General features: G+C 71.7%; 12 protein-coding genes. 6 read left to right on the top strand and 6 right to left on the bottom strand.

Going from position 1 to position 12,775, the window contains the following annotated elements; translation table 11 throughout:
- Positions 1-19: 19 nt before the first annotated feature.
- Entirely contained in the window at positions 20-598 is a 579-nt protein-coding gene (gene pyrE, locus BR85_RS09500; protein ID WP_028496339.1) for an orotate phosphoribosyltransferase, read from the top strand.
- A 19-nt stretch (positions 599-617) separates the two neighbouring features.
- On the opposite strand, the gene BR85_RS09495 is transcribed toward pyrE, so the two are convergent.
- Positions 618-797, bottom strand: a complete 180-nt coding sequence (locus tag BR85_RS09495) for a hypothetical protein (protein ID WP_231478643.1) — start codon at positions 795-797, stop codon at positions 618-620.
- Between the two features lie 106 nt (positions 798-903).
- Positions 904-1,713 (bottom strand): HAD-IIA family hydrolase, encoded by an 810-nt coding sequence (locus BR85_RS09490; RefSeq protein WP_028496340.1) that lies wholly within the window; start codon positions 1,711-1,713, stop codon positions 904-906.
- A gap of 41 nt (positions 1,714-1,754) precedes the next feature.
- On the opposite strand from BR85_RS09490, the gene BR85_RS09485 reads away from it, so the two are divergent.
- Positions 1,755-2,708 carry an SDR family NAD(P)-dependent oxidoreductase gene (locus BR85_RS09485; protein WP_028496341.1) on the top strand — a complete coding sequence of 318 codons (954 nt, stop codon included), beginning with the start codon at positions 1,755-1,757 and terminating at the stop codon, positions 2,706-2,708.
- Positions 2,709-2,726: 18 nt separating this feature from the next.
- On the opposite strand, the gene BR85_RS09480 is transcribed toward BR85_RS09485, so the two are convergent.
- Both BR85_RS09480 and BR85_RS09475 read right to left on the bottom strand, forming a co-directional pair.
- Positions 2,727-3,365 carry a metal-dependent transcriptional regulator gene (locus tag BR85_RS09480; RefSeq protein WP_028496342.1) on the bottom strand — a complete coding sequence of 213 codons (639 nt, stop codon included), beginning with the start codon at positions 3,363-3,365 and terminating at the stop codon, positions 2,727-2,729.
- An 8-nt stretch (positions 3,366-3,373) separates the two neighbouring features.
- On the bottom strand, positions 3,374-4,720 hold the full coding sequence (locus BR85_RS09475; protein WP_028496343.1) for an Nramp family divalent metal transporter: 1,347 nt from the start codon (positions 4,718-4,720) through the stop codon (positions 3,374-3,376).
- Positions 4,721-4,869: 149 nt separating this feature from the next.
- On the opposite strand from BR85_RS09475, the gene BR85_RS09470 reads away from it, so the two are divergent.
- Positions 4,870-5,523 (top strand): TrmH family RNA methyltransferase, encoded by a 654-nt coding sequence (locus tag BR85_RS09470; RefSeq protein ID WP_028496344.1) that lies wholly within the window; start codon positions 4,870-4,872, stop codon positions 5,521-5,523.
- A 133-nt stretch (positions 5,524-5,656) separates the two neighbouring features.
- Here BR85_RS09470 and BR85_RS09465 read toward each other — a convergent pair whose 3' ends face one another.
- Positions 5,657-6,976, bottom strand: a complete 1,320-nt coding sequence (locus BR85_RS09465; protein ID WP_028496345.1) for an MATE family efflux transporter — start codon at positions 6,974-6,976, stop codon at positions 5,657-5,659.
- Positions 6,977-7,042: 66 nt separating this feature from the next.
- Between BR85_RS09465 and BR85_RS09460 the strand changes: the two genes are divergently transcribed.
- Genes BR85_RS09460 through BR85_RS09450 form a run of 3 tightly spaced genes read left to right on the top strand, consistent with a single transcriptional unit; the run spans position 7,043 to position 11,834 of the window.
- A complete protein-coding gene (locus BR85_RS09460) occupies positions 7,043-8,863 on the top strand; it encodes a lipase family protein (RefSeq protein WP_231478644.1) in 1,821 nt (606 codons plus the stop codon).
- A 25-nt stretch (positions 8,864-8,888) separates the two neighbouring features.
- Positions 8,889-10,868: a M13 family metallopeptidase gene (locus tag BR85_RS09455; protein ID WP_028496347.1), complete on the top strand. Its 1,980-nt coding sequence runs from the start codon at positions 8,889-8,891 to the stop codon at positions 10,866-10,868.
- Positions 10,869-10,916: 48 nt separating this feature from the next.
- On the top strand, positions 10,917-11,834 hold the full coding sequence (locus BR85_RS09450) for a serine hydrolase (RefSeq protein ID WP_051526264.1): 918 nt from the start codon (positions 10,917-10,919) through the stop codon (positions 11,832-11,834).
- A gap of 33 nt (positions 11,835-11,867) precedes the next feature.
- On the opposite strand, the gene purU is transcribed toward BR85_RS09450, so the two are convergent.
- Entirely contained in the window at positions 11,868-12,746 is an 879-nt protein-coding gene (gene purU, locus BR85_RS09445) for a formyltetrahydrofolate deformylase (protein ID WP_028496349.1), read from the bottom strand.
- Positions 12,747-12,775 lie beyond the last annotated feature (29 nt).

The following is a 12,775-nucleotide window of genomic DNA, read 5'->3' as shown; positions in this document are numbered from 1 at the left end:
CCTCCGTAGACTCGGAGGCATGACCGCCGCCTCCACGCCCGAGCTCGAAGCCGACCGCCGGCGCCTCATCTCCCTCATCCAGGACGAGGCGGTGTTCCACGGCGACTTCACCCTCTCCAGTGGCAAGAAGGCCTCGTACTACGTGGACATGCGCCGGCTCACGCTCGACCACCGTGCGGCCCCCGCCATCGGGCGGATCATGCTCGACCTCATCCGCGACGTCGACGGCGTCGTCGCCGTGGGCGGGCTGACGCTCGGGGCCGATCCGATCGCGAACGCCGTGCTGCACGAATCGGCGCGCACCGACCACCCGCTCGACGCGTTCGTGGTCCGCAAGGAGCCGAAGGACCACGGCCGCGGCCGTCAGGTCGAGGGCGCCGACATCGTCGGCAAGCGCGTCGTCGTGGTGGAGGACACGTCGACGACGGGACAGTCGGCGCTGAAGGCTGTCGCGGCGCTGCGCCGCGAGGGCGCAGAGCCCGTCGCCGTCGCGGTGATCGTCGACCGGAAGACCGGCGCGCAGGCCGCCGTCGAGGCCGAAGGCCTGCAGTGGCTCGCGGCGATCGACCTCGACGACCTGGGACTGCAGCCGCAGTAGGCCTCGGGCCGTCGGCCGCTCAGGCGAAGATCGGCAGCTGCGACGCGAGGGCGAGCATGAGCCCCAGGAGCGTCAGCAGTACGAGCGCGCGACCGTTCGGCAGCGGCGTACCCTGCGGCGCGTCCTTCCGGCCGCGCAGGAACAGCACCAGCGCGACGAGGAGCACGGCGAGCCCGGACAGGGCGAGGAAGATGGCCATCAGTGGTCCCCACGATCGCGGCGGAAGTACTGCACGACGAAGACGACGAGCGTCCCGACGAGGATGACGGTGGTCGCGGCGAAGAGCAGATTCTGCTCGAGCTCGTTCACAGCACCTCCGGAAGGTCGGACTCGGCGGGCTGCGCATCGACGAGATCGGCGACGGACTCCAGGATCTCGTCCGGCCGGAACGGATAGCGCTCGACCTCGGCACGGTCGGAGATGCCCGTCATGACGAGCACCGTGTGCAGGCCCGCCTCGATGCCCGCGACCACGTCGGTGTCCATGCGGTCGCCGATCATGCCGGTGTTCTCGGAGTGCGCCCCGATCCGGTTCATGGCAGAGCGGAACATCATCGGGTTCGGCTTGCCGACCACATACGGCGTCTTGCCGGTCGCGTGCGTGATGAGCGCCGCGAACGAGCCCGTCGCGGGGACGACGCCGGAGGGCGTCGGGCCGGTGGCATCCGGGTTCGTGATGATGAACCGGGCACCCGCGTTGATGAAGCGGATCGCCTGCGTGATCGCGTCGAACGAGTAGCGACGCGTCTCGCCCACGACGACGTAGTCCGGGTTCGTCTCCGTCATGACGTAGCCGGCCTCGTGCAGCGCCGTCGTGAGGCCGGCCTCGCCGATGACGAACGCGGTGCCGCCGGGCAGCTGCGACCTGAGGAAGTCCGCCGTCGCGAGCGCCGAGGTCCACAGGCGGTCCTCCGGCACGTCGAGTCCGGACAGCGCCAGCCGGGCGCTCAGATCGCGCGGCGTGTAGACCGGGTTGTTCGTGAGGACCAGGAAGGGCGTTCCCGTGTCCCGCCACTGGGCGAGCAGCTCCGCGGCGCCGGGGATGGGCCGGCTGTCGTGGACGAGGACGCCGTCCATGTCGGTGAGCCAGCACTCGATATCGGCGCGTGTCCGCATGGGGCCAGCCTAGCCGGGGCGATCGGCCATAGTCTCGACGGGTGACGCGCGACCCCTGGGATCCCGAGAGCCTTCCCGACCTCACCGGACGGCGGTATCTCGTGACGGGCGCCACCGCGGGCCTCGGGTTCTTCTCGTCCCTGCAGCTCGCGGAGGCCGGTGCCCGCGTCATCATGACCGGGCGGAACCCGAACCGCCTCGTCGCTGCGCGCGCCGCCGTGCTGCGGCAGGCGCCGGAAGCCGTCGTGGAGACGATGGTGCTCGACACGACGAACCTCGGCTCGATCCGGGCGGCCGCGGCGACGGCGCGCGGGCGGACGGGGCTGGACGGCCTGCTCCTCAACGCCGGCATCGTGCACCCGCCGGCGGAGCGCCAGACGACGCGCGACGGACGCGAACTCGTGTTCGCGACGAACGTGCTCGGCCACTACGCGCTCGCGGGGGAGCTGCTGCCGGCGCTCGCGACGGCGCGCGGCCGGATGGTGTGGGTCGGGTCGCTGTCCACCGCGATGTGGCAGTACGACCCCATCGACCCGGAATTGGAGAACGGCTACACCGGGTGGCGCGCCTACGTGCAGTCGAAGGTCGCGACCACCGCGCTCGGTTTCGAGGCCGACCGGCGGCTGCGGGCAGCCGGCATCCCCGTCACGAGCGTCGTCGCGCACCCCGGCTACTCGATCAGCGGACGCACGCGCGGGATCGTCGGCGTCAACGAGCCCGGTCGCCGCAAGCGGTTCGCCGACAACCTGCAGGCGGCGTTCGCGCAGTCGAAGGAGCGCGGCGCGTGGTCGCTCGTGCGGGCGCTCGTCGATCCCGACATCGAAGGCGGCGCGTACTGGGGTCCCGCGGGGCGCACGCGCGGCGCGCCCCGTGCCGCGACGGCGTCCAAGGTCACGCGCGACCCGGACATCGCGGCACGGCTGTGGAACTACTGCGAGCACGCGACGCGGATCCCCTGGCCGTTCGAGAAGCTCCGCAAGACCCGGCGGCGCTGACGGTTCAGGGGCCGGGGTTCAGGCGCTGAGCCAGACGGCGTCGGCGGCGCCGGCCGGCAGGGCGACGGTGGCGCCGTCGTCGATGCGCACGGCGTCCCGGCCGGTGACGACGAGGGTATGGCCCACATCGATGCCGGCGATGTCGAGGGCGCGGAGCAGGCCGGGGTCGCGGTCGGCGACGCGCAGCACGCGGCCGCTGTGTCCGATGCGGGCCTCGCCGAGCAGGACGAAGGGCTCCCGGTGCACCGTGCCGTCGGCATCGGGGATCGCGTCCCCGTGCGGATCGAAGCGCGGGTGATCCAGGCGCGCGTCGATGCCCTCGAGGAGCCGGTCGCTGATCGTGTGCTCGAGCACCTCGGCCTCTTCGTGCACCTCGTCCCACGCGTACCCGAACTCGCGGACGAGCCACGTCTCGATGAGGCGGTGCCGCCGGATGATCGCCGCGGCCCGCTCCCGCCCGGCGGAGGTCAGCGCGATGGGGCCGTAGGGGCGATGGGACACGAGACCCTGGGCGGCGAGCTTCTGCACCATCTCGGTCACGGTCGACGGAGCCAGGCCCAGTTCGGCGGCCAGTTGCGACGGCGTGATGTCGACGCTCTGCCACTCGGTGTGGTGGTAGATCGTCTTCAGGTAGTCGTCGATCGCGGCGGAGGGCACGCTCCAGGCTATCCGCCCGTGAAGACCAGCCACAGGAGCACGGCGTTGAGCGCGATGAGGAAGACGGATGCCAGGATGCCCGCGACCGTCGTGACGATGCGGTTGCGGTGCGCGCCGAGGACGTCGCGCCGCGCCGTGAGTGCGACGAGCGGGACGAGGGCGAACGGGATGCCGAAGGACAGCACGACCTGGCTGATGATGAGCGCGAACGTCGGGTCGACGCCGGCCGCGAGGATGACGAGCGCCGGGATGAGGGTCACGAGGCGCCGGGCGAGCAGCGGCACGCGCACGCGCAGGAGCCCGTGCATGATCTCGGCGCCGGCGTAGGCGCCGACCGCGGTGCTCGCGAGCCCGCTCGCGAGCAGCCCGACGGCGAACAGCGTCGCGACGACGGGTCCGATGCCCGCCTCGAGGGCCGCGTGCGCGCCCTCGAGGCTGTCGGTGCCGGGCACGCCCGCGAGGCTCGCCGCCGCGAGCAGGAGGATGCAGAGGTTCACGGTCCCGGCGATCGCCATGGCGATGGTGACATCCCACCTCGTGGCGCGGAGGAGCCGCGCGGCATCGAGCCGCTCCCCTCCGCCGTCGAGTGCGTAATCGCGCTCGTGAGCGCGTATTCGCGCCGTCGAGTGCGTATCCGCCTCCCGCGGCGAAAGCGGCGGCGGGCGGAAACGGTCACGGGCCAGCGCGCTGTGCGCGTAGATGGCGTGCGGCATGATCGTCGCGCCGAGGATGGATGCCGCCAGGAGCACGGAGTCGGCGCCCTCGAAGCGGGGGATGAGGCCGGCGACGACGCCGGCGGGGTCGGGCGGCGCGAGGAAGACGCCGTAGGTGAAGCCCAGCGCGATGATGACCACGAGGCCGATGATGACGAACTCGAAGCTGCGGGCGCCGCGGCGCGACTGGATGAGCAGCAGCGCGATCGACACGGCCCCGGTGATGACGCCGCCCCACAGCAGCGGGACGCCGAAGAGGAGCCACAGCGCGACGGCGCCCCCGATCACCTCGGCGACGTCGGTGGCCATCGCGACGAGCTCGGCCTGCAGCCAGTACGCCCGCCGGGCCGCGGCCGAGCGGAAGCGGTCGCCGAGCGCCTCGGGGAGGCTCTGGCCGGTGACGATCCCGAGCTTCGCGGAGAGGTACTGGATGAGCCACGCCATGACATTGCCGATGACGACGACCCAGACGAGCAGATACCCGTAGCGGGCGCCGGCCGTCATGTTGCTCGCGACGTTGCCCGGGTCCAGGTACGCGACTCCGGCGACCAGGGCGGGTCCGAGCAGCCACGCGACGCGGCGGGCCGGGCGGCGCGGCGCGGGCGCGATCGCCGGTTCGGGGGACGCCGCTGTCTTGGACATACCGGAACGATACCGCAGGATTTTTCGGCAATCCGAAAAATCTCACCCCGGGCAGTAATGCCGCTCGATCGCAGCCTCCGGTCCTCGATGCAGCCTCGGTGAGGAGTCCTGGCGGAGTTGGGGCACATCGCGCCCGGTAGCCTGGCCCGGTGAGTGACGCATCCGCCCCGCAGCACGTCGAGGCCGAAGCGGAGCCGCAGCTCCCCGTCGGGGTCGGGCCCTGGCCGGGCGGCCCGGACGCCTGGCCGGAGGATCCGCGCTATGACCGGGAGCTCCTGGCATCCGGGGACCGTCGCAACGTCGTCGACCGGTACCGGTACTGGACGATGGAGGCCATCGTCGCCGACCTCGATACCCGCCGGCATCCGTTCCACGTGGCCATCGAGAACTGGCAGCACGACATGAACATCGGCTCGATCGTGCGCAGCGCGAACGCGTTCGGCGCCGCCGAGGTGCACATCATCGGTCGCCGGCGCTGGAACCGTCGCGGCGCCATGGTCACCGACCGGTACCAGCACGTCCGCCACCACGAGGACGTCGCCGCCTTCACGGCGTGGGCCGATGCCGCCGGCATCCCCGTCGTCGCGGTCGACAACGTCGACGGCTCGGTGCCGGTCGACAAGGCCGAGCTGCCGGAGCGCTGCGTCCTGCTGTTCGGCCAGGAGGGTCCGGGTCTGTCGCCGGAGGCGCTCGCCGCCGCGGGCTCCGTCGTCGAGATCACGCAGTACGGCTCGACGCGCTCCGTCAACGCCTCCGCGGCCGCCGCCGTCGTCATGTACGACTGGTGCCGCCGCTGGGCGTGAGCGGCTTCCGCGCGGGATGCCGGGCCGCCGCGCGGGAGCGCTGAGAAACCACGATCAGCATGAGAAACACGTCCTGGCGTGGCTTCTCACGCCGGATGTGGTTTCTCGGGCGAATGAGAGCGGATGCCGGACGTCACGCGCCGGCGCTGACCCACTCCGGGCGGCGGACGCGCCAGCCCAGGGTCGCGAGCCGCGCGAGCATGTAGACGCCGAAGAAGCACACGGCGAGCCACGCGAGGCCGCCGGCGCCTTCCGGCCGCAGCAGCCACAGCGCGACGAGGGCGGGCAGGTACGGCACGAGATTCAGGATGCCGGCGAGTGCCAGGTACTTCGCGTCGCCCGCGCCCATCAGCACCCCGTCGAGCACGAACACGACGCCGCAGACGGGCTGAGCCACGGCGAGCACGAGCAGCGCCGGCTGGATCATCGCGGCAAGAGCCGGGTCCCCCGTGAACACGAGCCCGATGACACCCGACGACGCGGCGATCACACCGCCCACGATCACACCGAACCAGGCGCCCCACGCGACGGTGCGGCCGAGCACACGGCGGACGAACGGCTCGTCGCCGGCACCGAGCCCGCGCCCGATGAGGGCCTGCGCGGCGATCGCGAGGGCGTCGAGGGCGAACGCGGCCGTCGAGAACATCGTGAACGCGACCTGCCAGCCGGCGAGCTCCTCCGTGCCGAGCCCGGTCGCGACGCCGACCGTCACGAGCAGCGCGAGGCGCAGCGACACGGTGCGCAGGAACAGCCACCCGCCGGAGCGCGCCGAACCGCGCACCCCTTCCCGGCGGGGGAGGACGGATGCGGCATGCCGCCGCGCGAGGCGTCCGATGACGAGGACGTAGGCCCCGACCATGCCCCACTGGGCGGCGACGGTGCCGGCCGCGGAGCCGGCGATCCCCCAGCCGAAGCCGTAGATGAAGAGCCAGTTCAGCAGGGCGTTCGCGCCGAAGCCCAGGCCCGCGATCCACAGCGGCGTGACGGTGTCCTGCATGCCGCGGAGGAGGCCGGTCGCCGCGAAGACGATGAGCATGGCCGGCAGGCCCCACATCGACAGGCGCAGATAGATCTCGGCCTGCTCAGCGACCTCCGGGGTCGCCCCGAACGCGCCGACGAGGGCCGGGGTGGCGAGCGACCCGACGACCGCGAGCACGCCGCCGAGCCCCAGCGCGAGCCAGAGCCCGTCGATCCCGGCGCTGACGGCGCTGGAGGCATCGCCGGCGCCGAAGCGGCGGGCGACGGCGGGCGTCGTGGAATACGCCAGGAACACCATGAGGCCCACGACCGTCTGCAGGACCGCCGAGGCGATGCCGAGGCCCGCGAGCGGCACGACGCCGAGATGGCCCACGAGCGCCGCGTCCACGATGAGGAACAGCGGCTCGGCGACGAGCGCGCCGAGGGCGGGGACGGCCAGGCGCAGGATGTCCCGGTTCAGGGTCTGCGTCGCCATGCGTCGAGCCTAGGGGGCCGACCCCGGGCGCGATCGCGGCGCCCGCGCGGTCGTACGCTGTTGGCTGTGGAACCGGAGCCCTGGACGACGCGGATCATGCGCCGCCTGCCCCTTGCGCGCTTCCTCGAACGGATTCCGCCGTGGCTGCGGGCCGTGATCGCTGCCGCATCCGTCGTGCTCGGTGTCGTCATCGTCATCCGTCCCACCTCTGCGCTCGGCGTCCTGGCGGTCCTGCTGGGCGGCGGCATGATCCTCGCGGGCATCCTCGAGTTCGCCCCGACGGAGGACGAGTCCGAACGCGCCTGGTGGCGCACGGTGGCCGCTGCGGGCTGGCTCCTCGGCGGGGTGTTCATCCTGCTGTGGCCGGGGATCACGGTGCGTGCCGTCGCCGTCCTGGTCGGCCTCCTGCTCATCCTGAGCGGCGCGCTCGGGGTCATCGCCGCGTTCCGGCGGGGTCGCACCTGGGACGCCCGCGTCGCGGACGGTGCCTTCGGCGCATCGGGCATCGTGTTCGGCGTGCTCGCGCTCTTCTGGCCCGACATCACCCTGCTGGTCGTCGGCGTCGTGTTCGGTGCGCGTCTCATCATGGACGGCATCCGCGGTCTGTGGGCGATCGCCCGCCGCCGGCGCAGAGACCGCGCCGCCGTCGGGCCGACCGCGACCGCATCCGCACCCCGCCGCCGGTGGGGCCGGACGGCGCTCGGGATCGGATCGGTCGCGCTCGCCGTCACGGCCGTGCTCGTCTCCCTTCCGCTGCGCGAGGTCCCCGCCGTCGTGGACGACTTCTACGCCGCACCGCGAGGCATCCCCGACGAGCCGGGACGACTCATCCGCGCCGAGGCCTTCGACCGCGACGTGCCGGTCACGGCGCAGGCGTGGCGCATCCTGTACACGACCACCGGCGTCGACGGTGAGGTGCGTGCGGCCAGCGGACTCGTCGTCGTCCCCCTCGAGGGCGACGGCGACTGGCCCGTCATCGACTGGAACCACGGCACGACCGGCTTCGCGCAGCACTGCGCGCCGTCGCTGAACGCCGATCCCTTTGCGGTGGGCGCGATGTACGTGCTCCCCAGGGTCATCCGCGAAGGCTGGGCGCTGGTCGCCACCGACTACATCGGCCTCGGCACGGAGGGACCGCACCCCTACCTCATCGGCCCGCCCAGCGCCCATGCCTCCCTCGACGCCGTGCGCGCGGCGCGAGAGCTGGAGGACGCCGACCTCGGCGGGCGCACCGTCATCTGGGGCCATTCGCAGGGCGGCGGCGCGGCACTGTGGGCGGGCGCGCTGGCGCGCACGTACGCGCCCGAGGTCTGGGTGCAGGGTGTCGCCGCGCTGGCACCGGCGAGTGACCCACCCGCGCTCGTCGACCACGTCACGGAGGTCACCGCGGGCAGCATCTTCGCCTCCTTCGCCTTCGCCTCGTTCTCGGCGATCTACCCCGACGTGACCTACCGCGACTACATCCGCCCGGGTGCCCAGGAAGTGCTGCGGGCGATGTCCGAACGCTGCCTGACCGATCCCGCGACGATCGTCTCGGTCATCGCTGCGCTGGGTCAGAGCGGGGACCCAGCCCTGTTCTCCCGATCCCCGCAGATCGGCGTGCTCGGCCGGCACCTGCGGGCCAACATCCCGCCGGACACGATCACCGCCCCGCTGCTCATCGGCCAGGGCGGGTCAGACACCGTCGTGGTCCCGGTCACGCAGTCCGTCTTCGTGGACCGGCTCTGCCGGGCCGAGGTGGATGTGGACTACCGCACCTACGCCGGGTTCCAGCACGCCGCGGTCGTCGAGGGGTACTCACCGCTCATCCCGGAGCTGTTCGAGTGGACGCGCGCGCGGTTCGCCGGTGAGCCGACCGAGCGTGGATGCCTCCGGTCGGAACGCTGATGCCGGCGGCGCCTATCCTTGATCCATGACCGAGAACCACACCCGCTCAGGTATCGACATCGCCGAGCTGAGCGAGCAGATCCGGCCCCAGGACGACCTCTTCCGCCACGTCAACGGCGCGTGGCTCGACCGTACCGATATCCCCGAGGACAAGGCCCGGTGGGGCTCGTTCCACCTCATCGCCGAGCAGGCGGAGAAGGATGTGCGGACGATCATCGAGGAGTCGCAGGATGCCGAGCCCGGCACCGAGGCCCGCAAGATCGGCGACCTGTACGCGAGCTTCATGGACACCGAACGCGCCGACGCGCAGGGTGCGGAGCCGATCGCCGCGCAGCTCCGGCGGGTCGATGCGATCACCGGCATCCCGGAGCTGCTGCGCACGGTCGGGGAGATCGAGCGCGAGGGTGTCGGCGGTGTCATCGCCACGTACATCGAGCCGGACCCCGGCAACCCGCAGCGGTACGTGGCGTTCTTCGTGCAGAGCGGCCTGTCGCTGCCCGATGAGAGCTACTACCGCCTGGAGAACTTCCAGGCGACCCGCATCGCCTTCCGCGACTACGCGAAGACCATGCTCGAGCTCGCCGGCCTCCCCGAGGCCGACGCGCAGGCCGACCGCATCATGGCGCTGGAGACCGAGCTCGCGACCCACCACTGGGACAACGTGCGCAGCCGCGACGCCGTCGCGACCTACAACCTCATGACCTGGGCCGAGGTCGAGGAGCTCGCGGGCGTGAGCCTCGCCCCGTGGCTCGAGGGCCTCGCCGGCGACCTGCGGGACGGGTTCGCCGAGATCAACGTGAACCAGCCGAGCTACCTCACCGGGCTCGGGACGCTCCTCGTCGAGGAACGGCTCGAGGACTGGAAGGCGTGGCTGCGGCTGCACATCATCCGCGCCTCCGCACCGTTCCTCTCCGCCGACATCGTCGAGGCGAACTTCACCTTCTACGGCACCGAGCTCACCGGCGTGCCGGTGAACCGGGAGCGCTGGAAGCGCGGGGTCGGACTCGTCGAGGCGGCGCTGGGCGAAGCGGTCGGCAAGGTCTACGTCGAGCGGCACTTCCCGCCGCGCGCCAAGGAGGAGATGGACGAGCTCGTCGCGAACCTCATCGAGGCGTACCGGCAGTCGATCTCCGAGCTGGAGTGGATGACGCCCGCGACCCGCGAGCGGGCGCTGGAGAAGCTCGCGGCCTTCACTCCGAAGGTCGGGTACCCCGTGACGTGGAAGGACTACAGCGACCTCGAGATCGACGCGGCCGACCTCATCGGCAACGTCCGTCGCGCGAACGCGTGGGAGCACGACCGTCAGCTCGCGAAGCTCGGCGGGCCGATCGACCGCGACGAGTGGTACATGACCCCGCAGACGGTCAACGCGTACTACAACCCGCTCATGAACGAGATCGTCTTCCCGGCCGCGATCCTGCAGTACCCGTTCTTCGACATGGATCGCGATGCCGCGGCGAACTACGGCGGCATCGGCGCGGTCATCGGCCACGAGATCGGGCACGGCTTCGACGATCAGGGCAGCGCGTTCGACGGCACCGGCGCGCTCAACGACTGGTGGACCGACGAGGACCGCGCCGCGTTCCAGGAGCGCACGGCGGCCCTCATCGAGCAGTACAGCGCGCTCGTCCCTCGGGGGCTGTCCGATGACCACACCGTCAACGGCGCCCTCACGATCGGCGAGAACATCGGCGATCTCGGCGGACTCGGCATCGCCATCAAGGCCTACCGGCTGCACCTCGCCGAGACCGGGGAGAGCGGCGACGGCCCCGAGATCGACGGGTTCACCGGCATCCAGCGGCTGCTGCTGAGCTGGGCGCAGATCTGGCAGCAGAAGGGCCGGGATGCCGAGACCATCCGGCTGCTGACCGTCGACCCGCACTCGCCGAATGAGTTCCGCTGCAACCAGATCGTCCGCAACGTCGACGAGTTCTACGAGGCCTTCGGCGTCACGGAGGGCGATGAGCTCTGGCTCGACGCCCACCAGCGTGTCACCATCTGGTGACACCGACCACCCTGCGCGCGCCGTGAGGCGCTTCCGGAAAGGACGATCGTGAGCACGGCGGAGCCCTCACGAGAAACCGCGGCGCTGCGGGGTTCGCGGCGCACCGGACGCGGCCGCTCCCGGCGGTCCGCGCCCGGCCGCCGCTCCTTCGACGCGACCCTGAAGGCGCTGGACGCGCTGGCGACCTCCGGCGCACAGGTCTCGGTGCGCATCACGGACCTCGACCGGGGGACGGTCGTCCTCGCCGGGGACGATCACCTCGTCCTGCCGATCGGCGGGCTCGGCGTCGTGCCGCTGCTGATCGAGGTCGCCGCCGGGTTCGAGGCGCGCACGATCGAGCCCCTGGAGATCATCGAGCGCTCGTCCCTCCCTCCGGTGGCCGTCGGCGGGATCTGGCAGCACCTGAAGGCGCCGGCGCTGCCGCTCGCCGACCTCGCCGTGCTCGCCGCCGCGACCGGCGACGCGCTCGCCGCCAACGCCCTGCTGGAGCGCGTGGGGCTGGATGCCGTGCGCACCCGCATGGAGCAGATCGGTCTGTCGCGGTCCGCCCTCATGGACCGCTTCCGCGACGAGCGCGGTCCCGATGACGCCCCGCACGAGGCCCTCGGCTCGGCGGGGGAGCTCGCCGCCGTCTTCGCCGCGCTCGTGAACTCGCAGGTCGTCTCGGCCCCCGTGAGCGCCCAGGTCGCGGAATGGCTGAGCCTCAACCACGACCTGTCGCTCGTGGCATCCGCGACGGGACTCGACCCGTTCGCGCACGACGACGACCGGCACGACCTGCTGTTCATCAACAAGACCGGACGGGCCAACGGGGTGCGCGCCGAGGCGGGCGTGCTCGCCGGCCCGCGCGCCGGCGTCGCCTATGCGCTGATCGTGTGCTTCGACGACCTGTCCATCGCGCACCGGCTGCGCGCGCACGAGGCGTTCCGGACTCTGGGGCTCGACCTCATGGAGTACGCGTTCTGACCGCCCGCCGCCCGGGGCCGTGAGCGCGGCCGGTCAGAAGACGATCGTGTGGTTGCCGTGCGGGATGACGCGGTCCTGCGCGTGCCAGAGGACCGCGCGGGAGAGCACCTGACGCTCGACGTCCGCGCCTCGCCGTGCGAGTTCGGACGCCGAGTCGGCGTGGGTCACGCGGACGGTGTCCTGCTCGATGATGGGGCCCTCGTCGAGGTCGGTCGTCACGTAGTGCGACGTCGCGCCGATGAGCTTCACGCCGCGCTGCTTGGCCTTCTTGTACGGCTCCGCGCCGATGAAGGCGGGCAGGAACGAGTGGTGGATGTTGATCACCGGCACGCCGAGCTTCTCCAGGAAGTCCGCCGACAGGATCTGCATGTACCGGGCGAGCACGACGAAGTCGACGTTTCCGACCAGGAGCTTCAGGATCTCCGCCTCGGATGCCGACTTGTCCGGACCGGCGACCGACGGGACGTGGAAGAACGGCACCCCGAACGAGCGCACGTCGTCGGCGGCCGTCGTGTGGTTGGAGACGACCATCGGGATGGTGACCGGCAGGTCGCCGCGGCGGTGCCGCCACAGCAGGTCGAGCAGGCAGTGGTCCTGCTTGGACGCGAGGATCGCCATCCGCTTGGGGACGGACTGGTCGGTCAGCGACCACTGCAGCTCGAACGGGTCGAGCGCCGCGCCGATCTCGGCCTCGATCTGCGGCCGGTCTGCGGCGAAGTCGGGGCGGTGGAAGACGACCCGCTGGAAGTAGGCGCCCCCGACCGGGTCGTCGGAGTACTGGTCGAACGCGACGATGTTGCCGCCGATGCGCGTGATCATCGCCGAGACGGCGGCCACGATCCCCGGGGTGTCCTTGCCGTGCACGATGAGGCACGCGTGGGCGGGCAGGAGGTGCGGGTTGTGCGCGGTCATGGATTCGATTCTGCCGTGTCCGGCGTGCC

The organism is Microbacterium sp. UNCCL10, from assembly GCF_000746195.1.
GTDB lineage: Bacteria > Actinomycetota > Actinomycetes > Actinomycetales > Microbacteriaceae > Microbacterium > Microbacterium saccharophilum.
This window is presented reverse-complemented; position numbering and strand designations above follow the sequence as displayed.

Bases quoted from the DNA above. Each gene is read 5' to 3' on its own strand.
- pyrE (WP_028496339.1), top strand. From the start codon at position 20: ATGACCGCCGCCTCCACGCCCGAGCTCGAAGCCGACCGCCGGCGCCTC.
- BR85_RS09495 (WP_231478643.1), bottom strand. From the start codon at position 797: ATGGCCATCTTCCTCGCCCTGTCCGGGCTCGCCGTGCTCCTCGTCGCG.
- BR85_RS09490 (WP_028496340.1), bottom strand. From the start codon at position 1,713: ATGCGGACACGCGCCGATATCGAGTGCTGGCTCACCGACATGGACGGC.
- BR85_RS09475 (WP_028496343.1), bottom strand. From the start codon at position 4,720: ATGTCCAAGACAGCGGCGTCCCCCGAACCGGCGATCGCGCCCGCGCCG.
- BR85_RS09465 (WP_028496345.1), bottom strand. From the start codon at position 6,976: ATGGCGACGCAGACCCTGAACCGGGACATCCTGCGCCTGGCCGTCCCC.
- BR85_RS09455 (WP_028496347.1), top strand. From the start codon at position 8,889: ATGACCGAGAACCACACCCGCTCAGGTATCGACATCGCCGAGCTGAGC.
- purU (WP_028496349.1), bottom strand. From the start codon at position 12,746: ATGACCGCGCACAACCCGCACCTCCTGCCCGCCCACGCGTGCCTCATC.